The 25,627-nt window shown below is 69.4% G+C and carries 20 protein-coding genes and 1 tRNA gene; 3 read left to right on the top strand and 18 right to left on the bottom strand.

Translation table 11 applies throughout. The annotated features are described in order from the left end of the window. The 14 genes from C2L80_RS07795 to C2L80_RS07730 all read right to left on the bottom strand — a co-directional run. Positions 1-1,041 (bottom strand): hypothetical protein (locus C2L80_RS07795; RefSeq protein WP_103262973.1); only part of this gene is annotated, 1,041 nt, incomplete at its 3' end. Between the two features lie 13 nt (positions 1,042-1,054). After that, a complete protein-coding gene (rodA, locus tag C2L80_RS07790; protein WP_087196058.1) occupies positions 1,055-2,254 on the bottom strand; it encodes a rod shape-determining protein RodA in 1,200 nt (399 codons plus the stop codon). A gap of 36 nt (positions 2,255-2,290) precedes the next feature. Beyond that, positions 2,291-4,459: a penicillin-binding protein 2 gene (mrdA, locus tag C2L80_RS07785; RefSeq protein WP_103262972.1), complete on the bottom strand. Its 2,169-nt coding sequence runs from the start codon at positions 4,457-4,459 to the stop codon at positions 2,291-2,293. Positions 4,460-4,470: 11 nt separating this feature from the next. Next, the gene (gene mreD, locus C2L80_RS07780) at positions 4,471-4,998 is read right to left on the bottom strand and encodes a rod shape-determining protein MreD (RefSeq protein WP_087196060.1); all 528 of its coding nucleotides are present in this window, start codon (positions 4,996-4,998) and stop codon (positions 4,471-4,473) included. Further along, entirely contained in the window at positions 4,995-5,906 is a 912-nt protein-coding gene (gene mreC, locus C2L80_RS07775; RefSeq protein WP_087196061.1) for a rod shape-determining protein MreC, read from the bottom strand. The genes mreD and mreC overlap by 4 nt, the downstream gene beginning before the upstream one ends. A gap of 18 nt (positions 5,907-5,924) precedes the next feature. After that, positions 5,925-6,980: a rod shape-determining protein gene (gene mreB / locus C2L80_RS07770; protein WP_087196062.1), complete on the bottom strand. Its 1,056-nt coding sequence runs from the start codon at positions 6,978-6,980 to the stop codon at positions 5,925-5,927. A gap of 109 nt (positions 6,981-7,089) precedes the next feature. Further along, positions 7,090-8,382, bottom strand: a complete 1,293-nt coding sequence (locus C2L80_RS07765; RefSeq protein WP_087196063.1) for a Ni/Fe hydrogenase subunit alpha — start codon at positions 8,380-8,382, stop codon at positions 7,090-7,092. Between the two features lie 10 nt (positions 8,383-8,392). Further along, a complete protein-coding gene (locus C2L80_RS07760; protein WP_103262971.1) occupies positions 8,393-9,187 on the bottom strand; it encodes an NADH-quinone oxidoreductase subunit B family protein in 795 nt (264 codons plus the stop codon). Between the two features lies 1 nt (position 9,188). Beyond that, positions 9,189-10,100 (bottom strand): FAD/NAD(P)-binding protein, encoded by a 912-nt coding sequence (locus C2L80_RS07755; RefSeq protein ID WP_092200002.1) that lies wholly within the window; start codon positions 10,098-10,100, stop codon positions 9,189-9,191. After that, positions 10,090-11,127 (bottom strand): 4Fe-4S dicluster domain-containing protein, encoded by a 1,038-nt coding sequence (locus tag C2L80_RS07750; protein WP_087196066.1) that lies wholly within the window; start codon positions 11,125-11,127, stop codon positions 10,090-10,092. Before C2L80_RS07750 ends, C2L80_RS07755 begins: the two co-directional genes overlap by 11 nt. 211 nt (positions 11,128-11,338) lie before the next feature. Beyond that, positions 11,339-11,743, bottom strand: a complete 405-nt coding sequence (ndk, locus tag C2L80_RS07745) for a nucleoside-diphosphate kinase (protein ID WP_087196067.1) — start codon at positions 11,741-11,743, stop codon at positions 11,339-11,341. A 200-nt stretch (positions 11,744-11,943) separates the two neighbouring features. Continuing rightward, positions 11,944-13,305 carry a tetratricopeptide repeat protein gene (locus C2L80_RS07740; RefSeq protein WP_087196068.1) on the bottom strand — a complete coding sequence of 454 codons (1,362 nt, stop codon included), beginning with the start codon at positions 13,303-13,305 and terminating at the stop codon, positions 11,944-11,946. Between the two features lie 49 nt (positions 13,306-13,354). Beyond that, positions 13,355-13,888 (bottom strand): peptidylprolyl isomerase, encoded by a 534-nt coding sequence (locus C2L80_RS07735; RefSeq protein ID WP_087196069.1) that lies wholly within the window; start codon positions 13,886-13,888, stop codon positions 13,355-13,357. A gap of 216 nt (positions 13,889-14,104) precedes the next feature. Further along, positions 14,105-14,180: transfer RNA gene (locus C2L80_RS07730), tRNA-Arg, on the bottom strand. A gap of 65 nt (positions 14,181-14,245) precedes the next feature. Here C2L80_RS07730 and rlmD point away from each other — a divergent pair. Both rlmD and dcd read left to right on the top strand, forming a co-directional pair. Next, positions 14,246-15,589 (top strand): 23S rRNA (uracil(1939)-C(5))-methyltransferase RlmD, encoded by a 1,344-nt coding sequence (rlmD, locus tag C2L80_RS07725; RefSeq protein ID WP_191442191.1) that lies wholly within the window; start codon positions 14,246-14,248, stop codon positions 15,587-15,589. Between the two features lie 85 nt (positions 15,590-15,674). Next, positions 15,675-16,214, top strand: coding sequence for a dCTP deaminase (dcd, locus tag C2L80_RS07720; protein ID WP_103262970.1), 540 nt, complete (start codon positions 15,675-15,677; stop codon positions 16,212-16,214). 44 nt (positions 16,215-16,258) lie between these two features. Here the strand turns inward: dcd and C2L80_RS07715 are convergent, their stop codons facing one another. Both C2L80_RS07715 and C2L80_RS07710 read right to left on the bottom strand, forming a co-directional pair. Then, complete coding sequence (locus C2L80_RS07715; RefSeq protein WP_087196072.1) at positions 16,259-16,678, bottom strand: GtrA family protein; 420 nt, start codon at positions 16,676-16,678, stop codon at positions 16,259-16,261. Positions 16,679-16,692: 14 nt separating this feature from the next. Continuing rightward, the gene (locus tag C2L80_RS07710) at positions 16,693-18,954 is read right to left on the bottom strand and encodes an ATP-binding protein (protein ID WP_103262969.1); all 2,262 of its coding nucleotides are present in this window, start codon (positions 18,952-18,954) and stop codon (positions 16,693-16,695) included. Between the two features lie 186 nt (positions 18,955-19,140). On the opposite strand from C2L80_RS07710, the gene C2L80_RS07705 reads away from it, so the two are divergent. Next, on the top strand, positions 19,141-20,115 hold the full coding sequence (locus C2L80_RS07705) for a glycosyltransferase family 2 protein (protein ID WP_087196074.1): 975 nt from the start codon (positions 19,141-19,143) through the stop codon (positions 20,113-20,115). A gap of 304 nt (positions 20,116-20,419) precedes the next feature. Here C2L80_RS07705 and C2L80_RS07700 read toward each other — a convergent pair whose 3' ends face one another. Together C2L80_RS07700 and C2L80_RS07695 are read right to left on the bottom strand one after the other, a co-directional pair. Further along, complete coding sequence (locus tag C2L80_RS07700) at positions 20,420-23,992, bottom strand: UvrD-helicase domain-containing protein (RefSeq protein WP_087196075.1); 3,573 nt, start codon at positions 23,990-23,992, stop codon at positions 20,420-20,422. After that, positions 23,989-25,627: PD-(D/E)XK nuclease family protein (locus tag C2L80_RS07695; protein ID WP_129589921.1), on the bottom strand; the 1,639-nt coding region annotated here is incomplete at its 5' end. The genes C2L80_RS07695 and C2L80_RS07700, both read right to left, overlap by 4 nt.

Raw genomic sequence — 25,627 nt, 5'->3', positions numbered from 1 at the left:
GTGGGAAGGGCGCGCGACCGCGCACGCGCCCACTTCCTGCGCCTTGGCCGCCGCGCGGGATGCGGCGGCGCGGACCGCCCGGTCGCGCGCCCTTCCCACCGCGTCGGCGAGGCGGCCCACCGTCACGCCGCCCTCGTAGTACTCGATGGCGGCGCGCCCCATGGCCTGCGTCCCCGAGTATCCGATGGCGGCCTTCACGGCCCACCCGAGGGCCGGCACGAACGCTACGAGCTGGCGCGCCGCGGCCCGGCACGCGAACGCGCCGCCCACGACCGCCGCAAGCTCCTTCACGCGCGCAAGGCCCAGCTCCTCGCCGTAGGCCGCCGCTATCTGCAGCAGCATCTTCGCCTGATTGAGCGTCATGACGGGCAGATCGGCGCCCGGGATGATGACGAGCAGCCCCACGCCGGCGTTTTGCAGCGCCGTCGCGTTCACGGCCTCGAGGGCGAGCGGCTTGCGCACGAACGGGAACGCGAGGGCGAACGCGAGGCGCTTGTCGGCGCACGCGTCGATCACCCAGCCCCCCATGCGCTCGGACAAAGACGCGGCCGCAGAGTCGTCGAGCACGTAGGGCTCGGCCGCCGAGGGCGCGGCGGCGCGGACCGGCTGCGCCGCCGCGCCCTCGGAGCTTTCCGCGGGAAGGTCGCGCGGCGCCTTCGGAGCGACGAGATCGCCTGCGGGGATGGCGTGCCCGGACGCCTGGGCGATGTCGGCCACGAGCGCGGGGAGCGTGGTTGCCACCATCACGGGCACGCCCGCCTCGCGCAGCCGACTCGCGCACTCCCCCACCTGCTCGTCGAGGCCCGCCACGATCACGGCCATGTCGTCGCCCGCATAGGGCGAGAACGGTCGGCCCTCCAGGTACATGAGCGACACGCGGGCGTGCGGAGAGGCGCTTGCGAATGCCTGGCGCACGTGCGCCTGCACGTCGCCGGGCGCGGTGTCGTCCACGTACACGCTCACCGACAACGGGGTCTGTCGCGCCCCGTCTATGCTGGCAGCCTCTTCGATAACCGCTTTGATGTCAACGGGTAGCTGCATGGCCGCCCCCTTTCTAACGTTTCTGGACGTTGTGGGCCCACACCGAGCCGATAAGCCCGACCAGGGCGAAGTTCACGACCATGAACGAGGACCCATAGCTCACAAAAGGCAACGGGATGCCCGTGATGGGCATGAGCCCGAGGTCCATGCCGATGTTCTCGAGGATCTGGAACAGCCACATCCCCACGACGCACGCGACCAAAACCATGCCGAACAGGTCGCAGGACGCGCTGGCAATGCGCAAGCATATCAGAACGAGCGCGGCATACAGGGCGATGAGCGCCATCACACCGAAAAACCCGAGTCCTTCGGCCAACACGCAGAATATGAAGTCCGTCGGAGCCTCGGGCACGTACCCGAGCGCAGTCTGCGAGCCGTTGAAGAGCCCTTTTCCGAACAGGCCGCCCGAGCCGATGGCGATCTGCGCCTGGCGCAGGTTGTACCCGTCGCCCGTGAGGTCGGCATCCGGATCGAGGAACACGAGCAGACGCGAGCGCTGGTAGTTTTTGAGCAGCTTGTACTCCCACGTGCCGTCGGGCTTCTGGTACTTCAGGAACTCGTCGACGACGAACACGGCGACAACGCACAGGACGAGCGCGCCCAACGTTGCCAGCAGGTACTTCGGTCGCGCACCGCCCATCACGAGCGCCGTGGCCGCGATGAACAGGTACACGAGGCCCGTGCCGAGGTCGGGCTGAGTCATGATGCACAGAAACGGCACGAGCATGATGCCCACGGCCTTCGCGTACTCGCGCGCGTCGTCGAGCCGCCCGCCGTAGCGCGCCATGACGCTCGCGTCGAGCAGGATGACCGTGATCTTCGCGAACTCTCCCGGCTGTATCTGTATGCCGAGCTTGATCCACGACTGGGCCCCTTTCGCCTCCACGCCAAGGCCCGGTATGTGCGGCGAGAGGATGAGCACCACGTTCACGATGAGGAACAGCGTCGTGAAGTCCGACAGGCGCCGGTAGTCGAAGCGCCATGCGACGATCATGGCCACGATGCCCGCGGCCACGCCCGCCAGCTGGCGGGAGAACGAGTAGTCGGGGTCGTTGGCGACCGCGGACATCACGACCACGAGGCCGTAGCACACGATGAGCGCGACCACGACGACGAACGGAAGGTTCAGCCAAGGGAAGCGCCGCGTGCGCGTGGCCTGCGCCACGGCGCGGTCGGGCGCCTTGAGCGAGTCGATCTGCGGCAGCTGCGGCATGGGCGGTCCTCCTTCCTCTCGTCCGATTCCTTGCGGCTAGTCGGTGCGCCCGGTCATGGCCCGTTTGGACGCGTCGGCGAGCGCGCGGCCGGTGGAGCCCGCGATCTCGCCCATCTCGTCGAGCGTCCCGGCGTCGTAGGACAGCACGGCAGCGAGCGCCTCCGCTCCGAGCGGGGCCGCCGCGGACGACCCGCCGCCGCCGTGCTCGACCACGCAGGCCACCACGTACTTGGGATCGTCCACCGGAGCGTAGCATGCGAACCAGCCCGTGTCGCCGTCGTCGGTGTACTCGGCGGTGCCCGTCTTGCACGCCACGATGGCCGGATCGATCCCGAACTTCGAAAGCGTGCCGGAGACGTCGGCGTTGTCCGTGGCGACGCCGTTGAGCGCCTCGCGCACGTACGCCAAATGCTCGGGGTTCACATCGGGCTCGTCCACCACCTCCGGCTCGAAGGAGCGCACCGCCTCGCCCTCGGCGTTGCGCACGTCCTTCAGAACATGCGGTTTGAGCACCTTGCCCGTGGCCACGGCGCCGTAGGACACGGCCAGCTCGATGGGAGTCACCAAGACGTAGCCTTGCCCGATGCACATGTTCACCGTGTCGCCGCCCACCCAGGCCGCCGACTCGGGATAGTCCCGGTAGTTCTCGGCCTTCCACTCGGGCGTCGGGATGCGCCCGACCGCCTCGCCGGCAAGGTCGATGCCCGTCAGGCTCTCAAGCGGGTACTTCGCGAGGAAGTCCTGCAAAGCGTTCTGTCCCGCGCTCTCGCGGTTGTCCCAGAACTGCTTGCCGATGTCGTAGAACACCGTGTCGCACGATTGCACGATGCCGCCGCGCAGGTCGAGCCCGCCGTGGCCGTTGTGGTTCCAGCACAGCTTCTCCTCGCCGGAGCCCCAGCCGTCCCACGAGCCGGTGCAGGTCCACCCGGTCGAAGCAGAGGCGAAGCCGTTCTCGAGCGCGGCGAGGCTCGTGAACGTCTTGTAGGTGGACGCGGCGGGGTACTGGCCGCCGATGGCGCGGTTCATGAGGGGGTTCCACGTCTCCTCGGACTGGTAGAGGTCCCACGTCTCCTGCGAGACGACCCCCTCGAACACCTCGGGATCGAACGTGGGGTAGCTCGCCATGGCGACGATCCCCCCGTCGGAGAGGTCCATGACCACCACCGCGCCCGCCACGCCGGTGCCGGTGCCGATGGTGCCGTCCTCGGGCGCGATGAGCTTAGCGAGCGCGCGGTCGCAGACGTACTGCACGGGGCCCTTGAGCGAAAGGCGCACATCGGACCCCTTCGTGGGCTGCACCTCGCTCACCACCTCCACGATGTTGCCGTCGGCGTCCGCGACCACCGTGCGCTCGCCGTGGTCGCCCGCCAGAAGGTCGTCGTAGTACTGCTCGATGCCGGCGCGGCCCACCACGTCGTCGAGCTCGATGGAGCGCCCCTCGCCCGCCGAGGCGAGGTCGTTCTCGGTGACCGTGCCGGTGTAGCCCAGCACGTGCGCGGCGAGCGCGCCGTACGGGTAGTCGCGCACGCTGCGCTCCTCGACGTCCACGCCGGGAAACGCGTCGGAATGCTCGGCGATGAAGGCCGCGTCGCGCAAGCGCGCGTCGCTCGCCACCACGCGCTGGCTCTGCGCGCCGGACGAGGCGTCCTGGATGCGCTGGCGCACCACGTGGTACGGCACGCCGAGCAGCGCCGAGAGCCGCAGCACGATGTCGCGGTCGTCGGCCACGTCGGGATCGGCCAGCACGGTGAGCGACGTGCGGTTTCGCACGAGCGGAAGGCCGTCGGCGTCGCAGATGAGGCCGCGGGGGGCGGGCTTGCGCACCGTGGCGTACTTGTTCGCCTCCGACGCGCTGCCGAACTCCTCCGACTCGAGGATCTGCATCACCCAGAGCTTGGCCGAGAGCGTGCCGAAGACGGCGGCGGCGAACACGCCCATCGCGACGAAACGGGACTTCAGGCTGTCGGCGGGGTTCGCCGCAGGGCGCGCCGAGGAGCCCGCGCGGCTCACAGGCCGCGCGCCGCCTCCCGCGGCAGAGCCCGCCTTGCCAAGCGACGAGGACACGCCCACCGAGCTGATGGAGCGCACGTCTTTCTTGACGCTCACGTTGGACGTCTTCGCGCGGTCGCGCAGGACGAGCACGACCACGGCGAGGGCGACCACGACGATAAGCGTGACGATGGAGGCGACGAGTGCGACAAGCATGGCCCCGCCCCCTAGCGCAGCCGGGGCGTGCGCGGTCCGCGATCCTGGGCGGCGCCGGACACGAGGCGCACGACGAGGGGATAGAGCACCAACGCCACGACGCAGTCGTAGAGCGCGCAGGGCAGGGCGCGGTAGAAGAACGCGTCTGCCAGGCCGACCGGCGAGCCGAGCGCCACGAGCAGGATGCCGTAGAGCATCTCCACGGCGAACGAAGCCGCGACGAGGATGGCGAGCGGCATGAACAGCGTGTCGTTGTCGAGCACGGCGAACGCGCGCGAGGCGGCGAGCGACGCGAGCGTGAACAGAAGCGCCATGCCGCCCACCGGCCCCGTTCCGAGCAGGTCGAAGAGCAGCCCGAGGGCAAACGGCAGCACAGGGCCCGCGCCGAGCGGGTTGGCGATGGCCACCGTCAGCACGTACGCCAGAAGGAAGTTCGGTTGGGCTGCGAAGATGGCCACGTTCGGCGCCACGGCCACCTGCAAGACGACGGCGACAAGAGCGCCTACGGCCACGACGACGTTCTCGCGGGTCAGATTCACGACGCGCCACCCCCTTCTCCGTCGTCGGCGGCGTCGACGCCTCCGTTCCCGTCTGCGCCGTCTCCGTCATCCCCCAAGGCACTGAACACCACGAGCACCTCCTCGAGCGCCGAGGCGCTCTCGTTGGGCGAGACGACCGCGCGCCGGGAGGAGTCGCCCTGCTTCGCGTCCACCTTCACCACCGTGCCGATGACGAGGCCGCGCGTGTAGCTGCCTCCAAGGCCCGAGGTGACCACGACGTCGCCCTCCGAGACCTCCGCGTCGGCCTCGAGGTCCTCCAGGTAGAGCAGCCCTTCGAGCGAGCCGCGCACCACGCCCTGGGCGCGGCTCGACTGCACGATCGCGGCGGCCCCGCTCTTGGGATCGGTGAGCAGTCGGACGGTGGCGGTGCGCGCGTCGGCGGCCACCACCTGCCCCACCACGCCGGACGTCCCCATCACCGTGAGCCCGGTGCCCACGCCGTCGTCGGTTCCCTTGTCGATGGTGACGGTCTGGTCCCACGCCCCCGCCGGATTGCCGATCACGCGGGCGCCCACGCCCTCGATCCCGTAGGTGTCCTTGAGGTCGACCAGCTGGCGCAGCCGCTCGTTCTCCTGGCGGTACTCCTCCATCTGCGCGTACTGCTCGACAAGCTCCGCGTTGTACGCGCGCAGCTCCGAGAGCGTGTCCGCATCGGCCGCGAGGTCGCCGAGCGCATCGCTTGCCGTTTGCGCGCCCGAGCTCGCCGTCGCGCCGACCAGCTTCAGGGGCGCGACGGCCCCCGAGACGACGGCCTGGGCGCGATGCAGCGTGCCGTCGTCGCCCTCGCGCGCGTACACCGTCGTCATCGCGAGCGACACGACTACGAGAAAGGCAAGCAAGACCCGGCGAACAAGCGCCGAGCCCCTCTGTTGGAAGTTGAGCGCCATGGGAAGACGAGGTCGCCTTTACTTCGAGCGCATGAGCGTCTGCTTGAGGGCCGTGGGCGTCTCGAGCACCTTGAGGCAGCCCATGACCACGTTCGTCAGCGCCGTCTCGCTCGTCCACACGGGGATCTCGAGCTTGTCGGTGAGGTAGCGGTCCAGGCCGGACAGAAGGCCGCCGCCGCCCGTGAGCAGGATGCCGTTCTGGATGATGTCGCTGGCGAGGTCGGGATTGGTCTTCTTGAACGTCTCCTTGATGTGCACCACCATCTCCTCGCACGGCTGCACGAGCGCGGCGCGCACGTCCTCGGATTGGATGGTGACCTCTTTCGGCTGCTCGGTGATCACGTCTTGGCCCGAGATGATCATGTCGCGCTCGCGGCCGTCCTCGAACGGCAAGATGGAGCCGATCTTGATCTTGATGATCTCGGCGGTGCGCTCGCCGATCTTGATGCCCAGAAGGTCGCGCAGGTGCATGGCGATGGCCTCGTCCATGCGGTTGCCGGCAAGGCGCAAAGACGACGAGGTGACGATGCCGCCGAGCGAGATGACGGCCACCTCCGTGGTGCCGCCGCCGATGTCCACCACCATCGAGCCCGTAGGCTCGGTGACGGGCAGGTCGGCGCCCATGGCCGCGGCCATGGGCTCCTCGATGAGGTAGGCTTGGCGCGCGCCCGCCTGGATGGCTGCCTCGAACACCGCGCGCTTCTCCACCGAGGTGGCGCCGCACGGGATGCAGATGACGATGCGGGGCTTGGCCTGCCACGGATACTTGCGCGGCGCGGCCTTGTTGATGAACGCCGAGATCATGGCCTCGGTCACATCGTAGTCGGCCACCACGCCGTCGTGGAGCGGATGCTCTGCCGAGAAGGCTTCGGGCGTGTGGTTGATCATGTTCTTCGCCTCATGGCCCACCGCGAGCACGCGATGGGTGGCCTTCTCGATGGCCACGACGGACGGCTCGTTCACGACGATGCCCTCGCCTGGGATGGCGACGAGCGTATTTGCAGTTCCGAGGTCGATGGCCATGTCGGTGGACATCTGGCCGAACGCCCCCGAAAACATATCGAAGAAGGACATACGGGCAAACCCCTCGTGTCTCGGTTCACATGAATTCAGATTCTAGCACAGGCCCCTCGGCACCGTCGAAAATCCACGAGGGGGACAAAGGGGCGACCCCGTGCCGCGCCTAGTGCACGCTGCAGGAGAGGCAGGGATCGTAGGCGCGCACGAGCTTCTCGATCTCGAGTTGCACGTCGTCGCGCTCGGCGCCGTCGGCGACGAGCCGCTCGGCGAGGATCCGCATGTCGGCCTCGAGGTTCTCGCAGTTCTGGGCCGTGGGCGTGAGGATGGAGGCATGCTCGACGCGCCCTTCGGCGTCGAGCGCGATCTCATGGAAGAGCGCGCCGCGCGGTGCCTCGGTGAAGCCCGTGGCGCGACCGGCCTGCACCTCGAACGCGACGGGCGCGCTTGCGCCCTCGAAGGCGTCCGGCTCGGCGAGGCGGCGGCACAGCGCCGCGCAGCGGTCGAGCGCATCGACGAGCTCCACCGCCTGGGCCACGTTGTTCATGAAGGGATTGCCCTCGGGCGGGCGCAGCCCCGCCTTCGCCGCGGCCACCTTGGCGTTTTGGCCGAGGTGCCGCCACGAGGCGTTCGCGCGGGCGAGCGCGCCGGTGAAGTACGGCCGACCTGTCTCGCGCACGCGCGCGAAAAGCGCCGCCGAGTGCGGCACCGCATGCTCCTCGATGCGCTCGGACGCCTCGTCCGCGTCGAACTCTGCCCCGGCCTTGAGGAAGCGCGCCCGACGCGAGGCCGCCACCGGGTAGGCCCCTTCCTCCACCATGGCCAGCATGTCGCCGGCCGTCTCGATGGCAGGAACGGGAAAGTCGCGGAACAGATCGACGGCCCGGATCGCGAACTCCCGCGCCTCGTCCATCTTGTCTGCCAGCGCCCGGTACTCCCCCGCCGCGATCTCGTGCGTGAAGCCGCCCACGACCGCCGTGATGGGATGCACGCTGCGCCCGCCCACCTTCGTGCACAGCTCGTTGCCGAGCGCCTTGAGCGCAAGCGCCCGCTCGAACAGCTCAGGGTCCGTCTCGGCCAGCGGGAACACGCTCGGCATGCCGAGGAAGTCCGGCGCGGCGAACACGAACAGGTGCGTGGCGTGGTTCTGCAGGTACGATCCGTACACGAGCAGATCGCGCAGCGCGCGCGTGCGGTCGGTCGGCTCGACGCCGAAGACGCGCTCGATGGCCAGAAGATCGGTGACCACATGGCTCGCCGAGCAGATGCCGCAGATGCGCGAGGCGATGTATGGCACCTCTTCGAAGCGGCGGCCGCGCACCATGCTCTCGAACAGGCGCGCCGGCTCCACCACGTTCATCTCCACCGTCTTCACGATCCCATCCTCGATGACCACGCGCACGTTGCCGTGGCCCTCGACGCGGGCGATGTGGTCGACGTGTATGGCGGTTCTCGTCATGGGAGCTCCCTCACTCGCCGCCCCGGAGGACGGGGTTCGTCTGGTTGAACATCTCGAGCGCGCGGTCGAAGTCGGACGCGGGCACGCCGTAGCGCCCGCAGGCCGCCCGCGCGCTTTCCAGGTTCGCGTCCGGCGACAGGCCGCGGCAGCCGTTGCAGGGACGTCCGAGGTTCACGCAGCGCGCACCGCAGCCGGCGCGCGTCACGAGGCCGAGGCACAGCGTCCCCTTCCCGAAGAAGCACTCCGTCTCGTTGCGCTTGCAGTCGCCGCACATCGTGCGCGTGGGAACCGCCTTGTTCGAGCCGTAGAGAGCCCGCTGCAGCACGTCGACGAAGTCGAGCGAGTCGATGGGGCACGAGCGCACCTCGAAGTCCACGTCCACGACGGCGCCCACGGCCCGCGGCGCGATCATGTCGCCGCATGCCGCGGGCACATGCTCGTACACCTGGCGCGGGCGCTCGATGAAGCCCGCGGCCGCCATGCCGGGGATGCCCGCCGTCGTGGCGCACGCGCCGATGGCGACGAGCACGCGGGCGCGCTCGCGCAGCGTGCGCACGAGCCGCTCGGCCTCCTCGGTGGTGACGGCGCCTTCGACGACGGCCACGTCGAACTCCTCGGGCATGGGGTCGCTCGAGGCCAGCTGCCAATAGCGCACGTCGATCTGTCCGAGCACGTCCACAAGGTGCGCTTCGACGTTGGTGATCTGCAGCTGGCAGCCGAAGCAGCTGGCCAATCCCGCCACCACGACGCGGGGCGCGGCTGCGGGGCCGCGTCGCAGTGGACGCTGTCCGTTCGCGTTCGTCATATCACATCGACCCCTGGATGTTCTTGGCTTCCCAGTAATTGAACACGGGCCCGTCGATGCACACGTACTGGTGCCCGATCTGGCAGTGGCCGCACTTGCCCATGCCGCACTTCATATGCCGCTCGAAGCTCACGTAGATGCGGTCGTAGCTGATGTTCTTCTTGCGCATCTCGTCGATGGCGAAGCGGTACATCACCGGCGGGCCGCACAGCGCCCCGTAGGTGTTCGACGCGTCGATCTCAAGGTGCTCGAAGGGCTTCGTCACCACGCCCACCTCGCCGTCCCACGTGTCGTCGGGATGGTCGACCGTCAGATGCAGATCGAAGTCCTTGCGGTGGCGCCACATCTCGAACTGCTGTCGGAACATCACCTCGGAGGGGTTCCTCGAGCCGTAGATGATGGTGACCTTGCCGAACTCCGAGCGCTCGTCGTGGATGTTGTTGATGAGCGAGCGCAAAGGCGCGATTCCTAAGCCGCCCGCCACGAGCAGGATGTCGTGGCCCCTCATCTCGTCGACGGGAAACCCTCGGCCGAACGGTCCGCGCAGCCCCACGATGTCGCCGCACTGCATCGTGTGCAGCACCTCGGTGAACGTGCCGGCGCGGCGCACGGTGAGCTCGATGAACCCGCGCTTGGTGGGCGAGCTCGAGATGGAGATGGGCGCCTCGCCCACCCCGAAGATGGACAGCTCGACGAACTGTCCGGGTTCGTGCGAGAACGCGTCGCGGATGCGCTCGTCGATGAGGCGAAACTCGAAGAGCTTCTCGGTGGCCGTGAGGTCGGTGATGGACGTAATGCGCGCCGGCCAGGGGCGATAAGGGTTCGCGGCCATCATCTGGGCGCCCGTCCGCGGTTCGGGGCCCGCCTCGTGCGGCGCCACCCGCACGGTGGACACGGCGCAGCTACTGGGCATCGTCGGCCCCCTTCCCCTCGAAGAACTCGAGCACCCTGATGGGGTTGATGTCGGCCTTGCACGCCTTCACGCACCGCCCGCAGCCCACGCAGAGCATCCGGTCGTGGTTCGCCAGAAAGCCATTGAGCTTGTGGTACATGCGGTGCCGCACGCGCCCCCTTCCGTCGGCACGGAAGTTGTGCCCGCCCGCCACCTCGGCGAACTGGGGCGAGGTGCACGCGTCCCACACGCGCTCGCGCCTGCCCGTCGAACCGTCGGGATCGAGCGCGTCTTGGATGTCGAAGCAAAAGCACGTGGGGCACACGGCCGAGCACGCCGTGCACGCAAGGCAGCGCCCTCCCAGCTCCTCCCAGAACGGGTCGCTGTGGAACGCGTCCATGAGCATGGCCACGTCCTGGATGTCGGGGATGTCGGGGTTAAACGCCGCCTGACGGCGGCGCGTGGCGTGCCTGAACTCGATGCGGTCGGCATCGGTGGCCACGCGCGGGTTGCACGCGGCCTCGAGGATGTTCGCCGCCTCGACGCTCGCTATGCTCACGAGGTACTTGTCGCCAATGGCGTGCAGGAACAGATCGTAGCCGAAACGCGCCTCGTCGCCGTCCCACAGATGGCAGAAGCACGTGTCGGCGGGCATGCAGCTCACGCCCACCACGAGCGTGGCCGCGCGGCGCGCGACGTAGTACGGATCGGGATAACGGCCGTCTCTGAACACGAGATCGAGGCGGTTCAGCGCGTTGATGTCGCAAGCGTGCGCGCCGAAGACGACCCGCGGGGTGATCTCGGCGGCGTAGTCGGTCACGCCGTTGTCCTGCGCATCGAACGTCATGAGCGTCTCGACGGGCGGCAGGAAGTACTTCTTGGGCGATGCGATGGTGGTGGCGTAGGAGAGGTCCATGTCGTCGGGCGACTGGATGACCTCGAACACATGGCTGCCGCCGCGTTTGACGGGAGCCACCACCTCGTAGGACTCCATGAACGCCGACACGAGCGCCGGCAGTTCGACCGCGTCGATGACTCGGTAGAGCATGCTCTCGTCCGTCCTCTCGTCTTGCGGGCACACGTCGCTCGAAACGCGGGTGCGAAGAGCCGATGCCGAAGGCCGCGTCTGCCGCGACGTGCGCGGCAGACGCGGCGAAGGACGTCCTCTCGAGAAGGCGCGCGCAAGCGCATTGGAGGACGGGCGGCACCGGGGTCGTTCGTTGCGTCGAGCTGTCAGACGGCTGCGAAGCCGACCGAGCTTACGCGAAGAAGATGCCGATCTCGCGCTCGGCGGATTCCGGGCTGTCGGAGCCGTGGATCACATTCTCGTCCATGATGAGGCCGAAATCGCCGCGAATCGTGCCGGGGGCCGCTTCCGCCGGGTTAGTGGCGCCCATGAGCGAGCGGCACTTCGCCACCGCGCCCTCGCCGGACACGACCATCTTCACAACCGGGCCGCTCGTGATGTAGGAGATCAGGCCGTCGTAGAACGGCTTGCCCTCGTGCTCGGCGTAGTTGGCCTTCGCCTGCTCCTCGGTGACCATCCCAAGCTCCATGCGCTCGATGGCAAGCCCCGCGCGCTCGAAGCGGTTGACGATCTCGCCGATGTGACCGTTGCGCACGCCGTCGGGCTTGATCATCGTGTAGGTCTTCTGGATTGCCATAGGGTTTCCTCTCTCTCGTGAACACGTCGTGCCGAGCGGCGGCCCTAAGCCGCCGCGTCGTCCCGGGAAGGCCGGCGGCAAAGCCGCGGCAACCTGCGCGACGCCGGCCCCGGAAAGGCTCCGCATCGCGCAGGTTGCCGCGAGCGCATGCCGCGACCTGCGCCCCGGACGGTGAAAAACGGCCTATGCCGTCGTTTCCGTCAGTTCTGGCTGGCGAAGTAGAGCTCGATGTTCGACACCTTCCAGCCGATCAGGTCGCGCACAAGCGACACCTTGTACTGCATCTGCCCGCCTTCGGGCGTCTCTGCCGTCACGTAGGCGACGGTCTCGCTCATGGACGCGTCCACGCCGTCGAAGCCCATGAGCTCGGTGCCTTCGGCTATCTGGCCCGTCATGGTGGCGGCGCTGTCGGGTTCCACCTCGTCGGCGAACAGCGTCGAGGACGCCGCCTGCGGATCGGCGAACAGCTCCTCCACCACCGTCTGCGCGGACGGATAGCCCCAGCCCTGCGTGTACAGGAACACGGAGGCGGCGAACGCCGCCAGCACGAGCAGCACGATGACCACGAGGATCTTCAGGCCGACGTTCTTGCGCTTGCGCTCCTGCTTCGCAAGGCCGCGCGACCACTGCTCGAGCTCTTCGTCGCTGGCGTTGAAGAAGCGCTCCTCCCCTTCCGATGCCGGATAGGCGCTCGGCTGGGCGTAGGGATCGGCGTAATAGTACGGATCCGCCGAGCCGTAGGGGTCCTGGTCCACGTAGACGGCCGACCCGTCGGCGGCCACGTCGAGGCCGGACATGTCGGCAGCGGCGGGAACCGGCGCCATGACCTGCGTGATCTCCGACGTCCCCTGCGCCACGGCGGCCACGGCGCGCTGGTAGTCCACGCTCGCCGAGTCGCTGAGGAAGTACGTTTTGTCGGCGATGGACTCCTCGAAGGCGTTGACGGCCTTCTGCATCTGCCCGCAGGCCACATACGCCTGGCCGAGGTTCGCATACAGCTTGTTGCGCGTCTCGGACTGCATGTCGAACTGCAGCGCGCTCTCGTAGGAGGCGACGGCGTCGGCAGGGCGGTTGAGCGCCATGAAGCAGACGCCCAGGTTGAGGAGCGCCTTGGTGGGATCGGGGTTCCCCTCGTCGAGCGCGGCCTCGCGGAAGGCGACGCCGGCCTCGGCCGACTTGCCCAGCTTCAGAAGCGCGCTGCCCATGCCGGTGTAGGCCTTGTAGGGCGCGTCGTACTTGGCGTCGGACACGGCCACCTCGAAGTGCTTGACCGCGTCCTCGTAGTCGTGCAAAGACGCGTAGGCCATGCCGAGGTTGTAGTTCACCGTGCCGCACGCATCGTAGGCCGCGTCGGCCGTGGCCTGCGTGTAGGCGTGGATGGCCTCGCCCGGATCCTTGAGCTTGACCAGGCAGTTGCCGATCTGATGGTAGAGCAGCCCCGTCTCGCCGGGAGCGAGCGGGCGGCTCGCGTCCTGCAAGCACTGCGTGTACGCGGCCAGGGCCTCTTGGTAGTCCCTGCGCGCATAGGCTGCCCGCGCCTGCTGGAATAACTCGTTGTTCATCTGCTTCCTTCGTGTCCTCGCGGAAACCGCACCTGCCGGCGGGGGCCGTTTACTCCGCGGCGTTCTCGATCTCGACGCGCTCGATCACGTCGCCCACGCGCAGCTGGCCGATCACGTCCATGCCCTCGACGGTCTGGCCGAACACCGTGTAGCCCGAATCGAGCATGGGCTGGGCGCCCAGGCACAGGTAGAACTGGGAGCCGGCCGAGTTGGGATCCTGGGAGCGCGCCATGGCGAGCGTTCCGTCGAGGTGCTTGTTGTTGGGGTTCGTGGAGAACTCCTCCTTGATGGAGTAGCCCGGGCCGCCGGTGCCGAGGCCCGCGAACGGGTTGCCGGCCTTCTTCACGACCTCCTCGGGCGAAAGGTCGCGGGTGTTGGGGCACCCGCCCTGGATGACGAACCCGGGGACGTGGCGGTGGAACTTCAGGTTGTCGTAGAAGCCCTTGCGCGCCAGCTCGACGAAGTTGCCCACGTGGATGGGGGCGTCCTTTCCGGCCAGCTGCACGCGGATATCGCCTTTCGACGTCTTGATGACGGCGACCTCCTCGCCGGTGGGCTGGTATTCGGGGGTGTACTGCGCCATGGGACGGCTCCTTTTCGTTTCTCAGCTATCGTGCGCCCACGCGAAACGGGGCGAATGGTGTCGCATGCAAAGACGAAGTTTAGCAGGTCGGAACCACCCGACCGGAAAAATCGTAGAACATCCACGCCGCGATCGACAGGATGCGAAGAAGGGCGAGGACGGTGCTCGGCGAGGAAAAGGCCGCAAGCCCTCGGGCTTGCGGCCTCTCGTTTTCCCTGGTGCCCTTGACAGGATTCGAACCTGCGGCTTTCTGCTCCGGAGGCAGACGCTCTATCCCCTGAGCTACAAGGGCACGGACGAGGATTATACGCTATCATGGTGGAAAACGGAAAAACAATGCAAGGAATCCTCACGATCATGGAACAGACCATCACGATAGACCGCATGGGCTACGGCGCCGAGGCCGTCGGAAGGCTGGAAAACGGCAAGGCGGTGTTCGTCGAGGGCGCGGCGCCCGGCGACGTCGCGCTTCTCGACATCATCGAGGAGAAGCCGTCTTTCGCCCGCGCGCGCATCGCGCGGCTCGTCGAACCCTCCCCCCTGCGCGTCCAGCCCTCCTGCGCGAGCACGGCGCTGTGCGGCGGCTGCCCGTGGGCGCACCTGTCCTACGCGGCCCAGCTCGACGCGAAGCGCGCCAACGTCGTGGCGGCGCTCTCTCGCACGGCGCGCTTCGACAAAGGGCGCGCCGAAGAGCTCGTGCGCCCCTGCCTGCCGAGCAAGCGGCAGTGGGGCTACCGCAACAAGCTCGAGCTGGGCGCGGCCCTCGACGAGCGCGGCGCGTTCCAACTGGGATTTCGCCGCGAGGGAGCGCACGACGTCGTCTCGGTCGACTCCTGCCCGCTCGCAAGCGCGCCCATCGCGAAGGCCCCCAAGGCGCTGCGCGGCGCGCTCAGGTTCGCCCAGGGCTCGCAGGACCTCGGCATCTACCGTGTCGGGGTGCGCGGCAGCGTGCGCACGCGCGACGTGGAGATCGCGCTGTGGACGAAGCCGGGGGCGTTTCCGCGCGGGCACGTGGCCAAAACGCTCAAAAGCGCCCTCAAGGCCACGAGCATCGTGCGCGTCATGGCCGACCCCGGCAAGGCGCGCAAGATCAAGGGCGTCGAGACGCTGGAGGGCAAGGGATGCTGGGAGGAGCGGCTGGGCAGCGCGCGCTACCTGACGAGCGCCCCATCGTTCTTCCAGGTGAACACCGCGCAGGCCGAGAAGCTCGTCGCGTGCGTCATCGAGGGTTTGGGCGGGCACGTGGGCGAAGATGGGCCCGAGGGCCTGGACGGCCTTCTCGTGGCCGACCTCTACGCCGGCGGCGGCACGTTCTCGGTGCCGCTCGCGCAGGCCGGCGCCGAGGTGCTGGCCGTGGAAGCCGCCGGCTCGTCGGTGCGCGACCTGCGGCGCAACGCCGACATGAACGCCGTGGACGTCGAGGTGATCGGCGGCGACGCGGCGCGCGAGCTGCCGGAGCTCGGCGGCCTCGACGCGCTCGTGGTGGACCCGCCGCGCGCAGGGCTCGCCGACGGCGTGGTGGAGAGCATCGCCGCGGCCGCCCCTGCGCGCGCAGCCTACATCAGCTGCAACCCGGCCACGTGGGCGCGCGACGTCGCGCGCTTCGAGAACGAGGGGTACCGGCTCGCCAGCGTGCAGCCCGTCGACCTGTTCCCGCAAACCCACCACGTGGAGGTGGCCAGCGTCTTCGAACGCCTCTAGCGGCTCGGCGCGCCCTGCGCCGTCAGGGGCGCGCCGCTTGCACGCTCCCTTCCGCACCCGCCCCGCGAACCTGAAAGGACCGACCATGATCCTGTCGGACGTCACCATAGAGAAGCTGCTCGCCGAAGGAAGCCTCGCCATCGAGCCGCTCGAGCCCGCGCAGATCCAGCCCGCAAGCGTGGACATCCGCCTGGGCGACACGTTCAGCATCGTGGAGGACACGCCGAGCGGCATCGTGGGGCTCGAGGACGAGATCGCCTACAAGACCATCCGCACCGACCGCTACATCCTGCTGCCGGGCCAGTTCGTGCTGGCCACCACCATGGAGTACGTCCGCCTCGGCAACGATCTGACCGCCTTCGTGGAAGGCCGCAGCTCGCTCGGGCGCATGGGGCTGTTCGTGCAGAACGCCGGCTGGGTGGACCCGGGCTTCGAGGGGGAGATCACGCTCGAGCTGTTCAACGCGAACCACTGCGCGCTCGAGCTGCGCTGCGGGCGCCGCGTGGGGCAGCTCGTGTTCGCCCGGATGGACGGGGCGGCGAGAAGCCCGTACGCCGGCAAGTACCAAGGACAGCGCGGCGCGACGGGCTCGCGCGTGTTCCTCGATCGGGAAGTCGCTCGGTAGCGCCGCTGCCGGAGCGCAGATGCGAACGCGAAGGCATCGCCCGCCTACTCCACGTCGGAAACCGCCTCCGCAGACTCGTCGCCCGCGTCGAGGAACGCCTTGCGGGTGACGAAGTTCCACACCATGACGAGGAACGTGGCGCCGATCTTCACGACGAGGTAGTGCACGCCGGCAAGCTCGACGCCGGCCCACATGCACAGGTTGTTGATGGCAAGGCCGATGACCGACAGCACGACGAAGATGACGAACTCGCGCCGGCGGCTCATGCCCTCCTTGTGGGTGAACACGTAGCGCATGGACGCCGCATAATTGAAGACGACCGAAACGGTGAACGAGACGGTGGCGCTTGCAAGGTAGTTGACGGCGAACACCTCGGTGAGCAGCGCCAGCAAACCGTAATCGATGCAGAACGCGACGACGCCCACGACGCCGAATTTCATGATCTGAGCGATGAGCCTCTTCACGGACGGGCTCCCTTTCACCTCCGGGCGCCGCCCGCGGGCGGCCTTTTCAGAAACCCGTCTATTGTGGCATAAACGCGCCCGATATCAAGGGGCTTGCTCAAGTGGCCGTCCATGCCGCTCTCGAGGCTTCGCCGCTCGTCCTCGGAAAACGCGTTCGCCGTCATGGCCAGGATGGGCACGCGCGCCGCATCGGCCCGGGGAAGCGCCCGGATGGTCCGTGCGGCCTCGTGACCGTCCATCTCGGGCATCTGCACGTCCATGAGGACGAGGTCGTAGCAGCCCTCCGAAGACTCCCCGAACAGGCGCACGGCCTCGGCGCCGGTGCGCGCCTCGTCCACGAGCGCGCCCGTCATGGCCAGAAGCTCGACGGCGATCTCGCGGTTGAGGTCATTGTCCTCGGCCACGAGGATGCGCGCGCCGGAGAAGTCGTAGCCTGTCTTGCCCTCCGCGTCCTCACAGCGAACCGCGGGCGCGGGAAGCGGGCCCTTCGGGTCGTCCGGTTCGTCCGCGGCCTCGGCGAGCGGCACCTCCACCGTGAACGTCGACCCGCGCCCCACCTCGCTTTCCAAGCGGATGCGGCCGCCCATCATCTCCACGAAGCGCTTCGAGATGGCGAGCCCGAGGCCGGTTCCCCCGAAGGCTCGACCCGTCTCGTCGTCCCCCTGGTCGAACGACGAGAAGATGCGCTCGAAGTGCTCGGGCTTGATGCCGCGTCCCGTGTCCGACACCGCTATGCGCACCCAGAGCGGCTCCGAGCCCTCCTCTCGCGGACACCCGAGGACGGGCCCCGAAGGCGCGTCGGAGTCGCGAACGCGCTCGATGCGAAGCCCCACGCACCCGCCCGTCTGCGTGAACTTGAGCGCGTTGCCCAGCAGGTTGTACACCACCTGGTTGAGCCTGAGCGCATCGCCGACCAAGCGCGGCGGCATCTCGGGATCGACATCCATGCGAAAGTCGATGCCGCGCTCGGCCGCCTGCGCGGCGAACACGGCGTCGAGGGCGCGGGCGAACGTCGGGAAGTCGAAGGGCTCGCAGCGGATCTCTATCCGGCCGCTCTCGATCTTGCTCATGTCCAGGATGTCGTTGATGAGCGCCATGAGGTGGCGCGAGGCGACCGCCACTTTCTCCAAGCACTCGCGCACCTTCTCGTCGTCGCCGATACGGTCGAGGGCGATGGAGGTCATGCCCATGATGCCGTTCATCGGCGTGCGTATCTCGTGCGACATGCGCGAGAGGAACTCGCTTTTGGCGAGGCTCGCACGCTGCGCCTGATCGAAGGCCACTTCGGCACGGTTCTTCTCTTCGGCGAGCAGACGCGTGTTGCGCCGGACGAGCCGTGCGTAGACGAGGAAGCACGCGCCGACGGCCACCGCGATCGCGCCGCCCATGACGACCGCGTTTCTCAGAAGCACGCCGCTCAGCGAGGCGATGCTGCCGTCAACGAGGTCGGAGGGCATGCCCGTGATCAGGTACCGGCCGCCGTCGCCCACAGGGCGCAGGTAGAGGTAGGTGCGCCCGGAATCGAGCGAGACGCTCACCAGGCGCGGCTCGCCGCAGACCATGCCGTCGCGCATGGCCTCGGCCGCGGAGACGTCCGAGGACGCGCCCTCGGCGAGGGCGTCGAAGGCGTTGGCCCCCACGCGCAGGGCGCTCTCCGCTCCGCACGCGATGCAGGTGCCGCTCGCGTCGACTATGCTGGAGTGGGACCAGCCATCGACCGGGTCGGCGTCGGAAGGCCCGGGGGCCTGCGTGGCGTCGTACGCTGCCACGACCGACGTGATCGTGACGTCGTCGCATGCCACAGGCTCGATCGAACACGAGAACACGACGGTCGATCCGTGCAGGGCCACCTCCCGCCCCGCCTCGCCGCCCGATGGCCGCACGCCGCCTTCGGAAACGACGCGGACGGATTCGGAGGTGACGTGCCGGCCGTCGTCGGCGCGAAAGGCCAGGTACGCGTACTCTCCCGCGTCCTCCTCGGCAGAAAGCAGCCGCTGAGCGCGCTTTACCGTGGGCTCGTCGAGCGCCGAAAGCGAGGCCCCGACGCGCTCCGCAAGCCGAAACCGCTCCTCCACGCCGGAAGCCACCTGGGCCGCTGCCTGATCGCTCAGCTCCTGGAGGTACACTCCGCTGATGGATTCGACGGCTCTCTCGGTGGCCGCACGCGACGAGAGCACCGTGTGGGCGAGCGCGCCCGCCAGCCCCAACGCGAGGACGAAGGCGAAGGCGAGCGCGACGAGATTCCGGTGAGCTCGAGCGCGTTTCATCAGTTCCATCGGAGGGACGCCACCTTATCTCGCTGTCATGGGCGGATGTATTCTACCATGCGCCCTAACGCGCATCCTTACCGCACGGCAACGGATCGTTCACCGCGATCCGTCTGGAAAATGGAACAGGTGACTGGCACAAGAGCCCCTGTTCGGGTACTATGGGGCGGTTGACCGACATCGCAAGGAGCCCCCGTGGAACAGACAGCAGACGCCCCCGAAACGCTCGAGCGCGCATCCCGCGTGGCAGTGCTCGTCCCCTGCTACAACGAGGCCGTGACCATCGGCAAGGTGGTCGACGACTTCCGGCGCGTGCTGCCGGACGCCACGGTGTACGTCTACGACAACAACTCCTCCGACGGCACGGGCGACATCGCGCGCGAACACGGGGCGGTCGTGCGCACCGAGCGGCGCCAGGGCAAGGGCAACGTCGTGCGCCAGATGATGCGCGACATCGACGCGGACTACTACCTCATGGTGGACGGCGACGACACCTACCCCGCCGAGGCCGCACCCGCGCTCCTCGCCCCGCTTCTGGCCGACGAGGCCGACATGGTGGTGGGCGACCGCCTGTCGAACGGCACGTACGGCCAGGAGAACGACCGCGCCTTCCACGGGTTCGGCAACGACCTCGTGCGCGTGCTCATCAAATGGATCTACGGATTCGAGTTCTCCGACGTCATGACGGGCTACCGCGCCTACAACGCCGTGTTCGCCAAAACCATGCCGGTGCTCTCGCCGGGCTTCGAGATCGAGACGGAGCTGTCCATCCACGCCGTGGACAAGCGCTGGCGCATCGCCGAGGTGCCGATCGATTACCGCGACCGCCCCGAGGGATCCGAGAGCAAGCTCTCCACGTTCTCCGACGGCATGAAGGTGCTGCTCATGATCATGTCGCTGTTCAAGGACTACCGGCCGCTCGCGCTGTTCAGCTGGATGGCGCTTCTGCTCTGCGTGCTGGGCCTGGTGGCCGGAGTGCCCGTGATCTGGGAGTTCGCCCAGACGGGCCTCGTGCCGAAGCTGCCCTCGGCTCTGCTGGCCGTGGCGCTCGTGTTCGTGGGCGTCCTGAGCTTCAGCTGCGGGCTCATCCTCGACACGGTGGTGAAGGGCACCCGCAAGGAGTACGAGCTCGAGGTGCTCAAGGCCTACGAGCGCTACGGGCGCCGCTGACGCCTCCTCCGAACGGCCGCCCGGCCGCTGCGACGCTCGGAGGAGGTTTCTCGGGGCCTGATCGCGGATCGGTCGCGTCGTCGTGCTGCCTCTCCTCGCGCACGGCCCCGGCACCTTGCATGATAGCAGCGCGAACCCCCGCCCTCTTTTCCGCTCTCGCTGAAGCCCTCAACCATTCTCGCAGGTCGATTCGCACCACGTTCTGCGATACTGGAAGGTTTGAAGGACGCCGTCGAGATCGAGGCCAAGCGCAACCGCTCGCCTTTGTTCCGAAGAGCGGGGGGCATCGGTCGCGCTGCTCGCCTCACGCGCGCGCCCGCGCTTCGAGAATGCGCGCCTCGAGATCGGCGAGGTCGCAGGCCCCGAAGCGGTAGCGCACCTCCTTGGGATCTCCGTCCGAGCCTGCGCGCTCGACGAGCACGAAGCGCAGCTCCACCTCCTCGAACCCGCTCCTCAGAAGCGCGTAAGCGTAGCAGGAGGCTTGCAGCGCGTGCCTTACGCGCACCGATTCGAACGATTCGCCGTCCGCGCCGCCCGTCTTGTAGTCAACGACGAGCGCACGCCCCTGCGCGTCTGCGCCCTCCGAGCACAGAAGGTCGATCGCCCCCGCAAGGCACTCGCCGCCCGCCCGCACGAGGAACGGAACCTCCGCGCGGCGCGTCGGCCAAGCGAGCGCCTCGGCGCACGCAGCGCTCGAGAACCAGCGCTCGCAGGCGGCCTTCAGGCGCGCGCGCTGCACCTCCGAGAGCCCGAAGGACCGCGCGAGGCCGTCAAGGTGCGAGTCGTCGGGCGCGCGCCCCGCCTCGACGGCGAACTGCGCGGCGCGGTGGAAGGCGGCGCCGAGGCGGGTGGCGCGATCGGCATCGGACGCGTCGGGCATGTCAGACGCGTCGAGCGCCCCGTCGCCGTGGGCGTCCTCGCCAAAGCCGCCCACGGCGAAGGCGGGCGCTAGAGAGGAGTACGAGAACATGCCCTCGCGACCGCTCTTCCAAGGGAGGTGGAAAGCGCAGGGGCGCTCGTCGGCAGGCGGCACGAAGAAGCGCGAGCGGGAAGAGACGGCCTTTTCGGCAGGGAGCGCGCTTCCCGCTTCACGCCCCTTTCCGTCTCCATCGGACTCGACGGCGGGGAGCACGGCGATGCGCTCGAAGCGCGCGGGCCGCGTGCCCCCGTAGGCGAGATCGGCCTCGCCTTGCGGGAAGTCCTCGCCGCCGCAGAGCGCGCTGCGGATGTCGTCGACGAGCGGCGCGTAGGAGAAGGGCTTGCCCGGAGAGGGGGCCTTCGCGTCCATGGCGACGACGAGCGCCTCGCTCGCCCGCGTGAGCCCCACGTAGAGCTTGCGCCGCGCCTCGGCCAGCTCCTCGCGCGCGGCGCGCTCGACGAGGGCGGCCCGGTAGGCCGCCTGCGAGCACGGGCGCGAAGGATCGGCGGCGCCCTCCACGAACCGACGGGCGGCGAGCGCGTCGGCGTCCTCGCCGTCCCCGTCGCCCGCGGAGGCCAGCGCCGCTGTCGCGCGCTTCGCGAGCTGCGGGAAGGCATCGAGCGTCGAGCCGGGCGCGAGCGAGGCGCGCACGGCTGAGCCGCACGCCTCAACGACGAGCTTCGAGCCCGCACGGCCTGCATCCTCGAAGTCGGCGAGCGCGACGATGGGAAACTCGAGGCCCTTCGATGCGTGGATGGTCATGATCCTGACCACGTCGCCGCCCGCGCCCGACAGCGCGCCGGGCGCCTCCTTGAGCCCTGCGTCCAGCTCGTCGGAGAAGGCGCGCGCCACTGACGCCGGCCCGATGGGTCGCGCGCGCTCGATCTCCTCGACCAGACGGATGGCCTTGAGCACGTTCGCCGCGCACGCCACGCCGCACGCCCCCTCGCGCTCGAGGCGCGCCATCCATCCGGAGCGCACGACCGCCTCGCGCAGCACCTCCGACGCCGGACGCGTGCGGATCGCGCGGCGCGCGCCATCGACGAGGCGCAGCGCATGCGCAAGGCTCGGCGACAGCCCGTCCTCGCGTCCGACGAGGCAGGAGAAGCCCTTGTCGAGGTCGCGCCGACGCAGCTGCCCCGTATCGGGATCCTCTTCGGTGGCAAGCTCGAGGAAGTCGTCCGTCGACAGGCGCGCCAGGTCGCTCGCAAGCACCTCGAAGAGCGCCGCGGTGTTCGCTGGATTCGCAACGGCCTCCAGAAAGCGCTCGACCACGCGCACCTCGGGCGCGGAGGCGAACAGCGAGCCGCCCGCGACGACGCACTCGAAGCCTTCCTCGCGCAGCGCCTCGGCGTACAGCCCCGCGCGCGACATCTTGCCCAGAAGCACCACCATCTCGCCCGGCGCGTGCCCGTCGTCCCTGAGCGCCGCGAAGCGCCGCGCCACGGCGCGGGCGCACACGCGCTTCGCGTCGGCCGTGCCCGCCCCGGCGTTGCGCCCAGGCGGCAGCTCGGCCAGCACGAGGTCGATGCGCGGGGCGCGGCCCCGGTAGCGCGAGGCGCGCCCTTCGTGGGGCGCGAGCGACATGAACGCGTCCCCGAACACGTGGGGCTGCTCGAACACGCGGTCCACGAACGACAGCACGTCGGCGTGGCTGCGGAAATTCTTGCGCAGTTCCACGTAGCGCGCGCCCACCGCGTCGGAGCGCATGACGCGCTTGTGCTCCTCGTACACGCCCACGTCGGCGCCGCGGAAGCGGTAGATGGACTGCTGCGCGTCGCCCACCGTGCACAGATGCGCGAGGCTCGGGCCGGCCAGACGCGCGATCATGTCGATCTGCATCTGGCTCGTGTCCTGGAACTCGTCCACCATCACGAGCTTGAAGCGCCGCTCGTAGCGCCGCGCGATGTCGGGATGCCCTTCAAGGGCCTCGAGCGCGCGCGAGAGCAGATCGTCGTTGTCGAGCGCGCAAGCGGCGCGCTTCGCCTCCTCGTAGCGGGCATGCACGTCGGCGGCGAGGGCGGCGAGGGCGTTCGCGAACGGGTGCGCGAGCCCGAGCGCGATCTGGCGAACCGCGCGGTCGTAGGCCGCCTGAAACGCCTTGACCGCGGGCTTCACCGCCGCCGCGAAGTTCCCGCCGATGCGCGCGCAGCCCGCATCGACCGTTTCCGCGAGCGCGCGCAGCCCGCCGTCCGCGTCGCCCCCTCCTTCGCACGCCCCTTCGGCCAGAAGCGCCGCGAGCGCCTCCGCGCCGTCGGCCGCCTGGGCGCGGGCGCGCTCGGCCGTCGCGCTGCCCCCTGCGCCCGCAAGCGCCTCCGCCACCTCCTCGTAGGCCAAAAGAAGCTCGCGCGCGAGCGCCGAGGCGCGCGCCGGTCCCGGCCCGAAGTCCACCGCGTCCAACCCTTTGCGCTGCCCCGCCGCCTTGTCGAGCAAAGCCTCCAGCATCGACGCCACCGACGTCTCGTTCGGCATGCGCGAGCGCGCCTTGTACTCGTCGAAGAGCGCGCGGTACGCCCCGCCGCCCGCGACGGCGCCTTCGGACAAGGCCGCGTCGATGGCCGCGGCCAGAAGCTCGGCGCGCTCCGCGTCGCCCACGATGCGAAACGCCGGGTCGATGCCCAGATCGAGCGCATGCGTCCGCAGGATGCGCGCGCACATGCCGTGGATCGTCGATATCCAGGCGCCGTCCACCTTGAGCGCCTCGTCGCCGAGGCCCTCCGCACGCAGCGTGCGCTTGACGCGCGCCTTGATCTCGGAGGCCGCCTTCTCCGTGAACGTGATGGCCAGCACCTCGTCAATGCCGCCGACAGCCGGGCCGCTGTCGGGCAGAAGCGCGTAGGCGATACGCTGCGTGAGTGTGAACGTCTTGCCCGAGCCCGCGCCCGCGGACACGAGAAGGGGGCCGTCCACGTGCTCCACGCTCGCGCGCTGGCCCGGCGTGCAGGCGTCGAGGTTCATGCGTCGCGCCTCCTCTCGCAAGCGGGCACCGGGCAGAACCCGCACGGATCGCCCCCGCGCGGATCGGGATCGACGACGCCGCGCGAAAGCGAACCCACCGCGAGCGCGACGCCCTCCTCCACCGCGTCCACCAGCTCGGAGAACGACGCGGCGCCAACGGCCTCGCACGCAGGACCCGGCGCGCCGCACTTCTCCCCGTCGATGCCGGGCAGGTCGGCCGGGCCGAGGACGGCGCGGTCGAACGCCCCGGACACGCCGCCCTTGCGCCCGTAGGACACGTAGAGCGCCCCCACGACGTCGAGCCCGAGAACCCGACGCGCCACCTGGGCGTACACGAGCGCCTGCACCCGATGGGGCAGAACCGCGCCCGCGGCCTGCACGGCGGGCGAGGACGCGGCGAGGGCATGATCGCGCGAAAGCGAGCCTTTGTAGTCGATGACGACCGCCTGCCCGCGGTCGTTCACGTCGATGCGGTCGACGCTGCCGCGCAGAAGGCAGCCGCCGTAGGAAAACGCCTCGGAGCCGCCGAACTCGAACTCGAGGTGCGCGGGCGCGAAGCCCGGAAGAAGATCGCATTCGCGGTCGAGGTAGGACGAGAGCGTCCGCTTGAGCTCGCGGACCTCGGCGCGCTCGACGGCTGTGAGCGGCACGAGCGGGCTGCGCGACCGATCGAGCCCGGGCTGGAGCGCGAGATGCCGATCGAACGTCTCGCCCAGAAGGGCGCGGGCCGCACCGACGTTCTCCCGCGACACCTTTCGCCCGCCCGCTTCGCGGAAGCGCTCGTAGAAGCTTTTGAGCACGCCGTGCGAGAAGCTGCCCATCTCGGCGGGGCCGAAGCCCGCGTCCGGCTCGGACAGGTGCAGCCGCCGCGAGGCGAGCCACTTGCAAGGGCATTCGAGGTACGCTTCGAGAGCCGAGGGCGACAGCACGACGCGCTGCGCGTCGCAGCCGGCCCCGTGCGCGCCCGCCGTGGCGCGGCGGGGCAGCGCGACGCGCTCTGCGCGGACGACCTCGCCCGCGCGCGAAAGCTCCCACTCCTCGCCCGCCCCCGGCGCGAGCGCGTCGGCAGAGACGAGCGCGAGGTTCTCGTGCAGCGCGTCCTCGCCCGCCGTGCGCGCGAAGGGGACGAGGCACGCAGGCAGACCCGTCGCCCGATCGGCATCCTCCCCAGGGCCCGCGGACGCGCCGCGGTAGCAGTCGAGCAGCTCTTCGAGCATGACGGCCGGATACGCCTCGCCCGCGTCCTGCGTGTTGAGCTCGCGCTCGCACACCACCTCCGAGCGCGCCGCGCACAGGGCGCGGAAGAAGCGCCGCCGCGACGCGGCGAGCGGATCGCGGGGACGCGCCAGCCCAAGGCGCTCGAGCAGAAGCGCGCCCGCGTCCTCCTCGGCGCGCACCGGATACGCCTGAGACGTGAGGTCACAGACGAAGAGCGCCGACACCGAGCACGCCGGCAGCTCGGCCGCATCCGAAAGCGGAAGGAACATCGCGTCAGGGCCCGCGGCGCCGCCCTGCGGCGCCGTCCGGGCGCTCGCGGGGCACGAGGCGCGCTCGAGCAAGGGCAGGACGGAGGGCAGGTCGGCCCCGGCCGTGCCGCAAGCGGCCGCGAAGCGCCGCGCGCGCGCCGCAGGCGCA

Source organism: Rubneribacter badeniensis, assembly GCF_002899695.1.
GTDB lineage: Bacteria > Actinomycetota > Coriobacteriia > Coriobacteriales > Eggerthellaceae > Rubneribacter > Rubneribacter badeniensis.
Note: the sequence above shows the minus strand (reverse complement) of the source record. Positions and strands in the feature narration are given on the sequence as shown.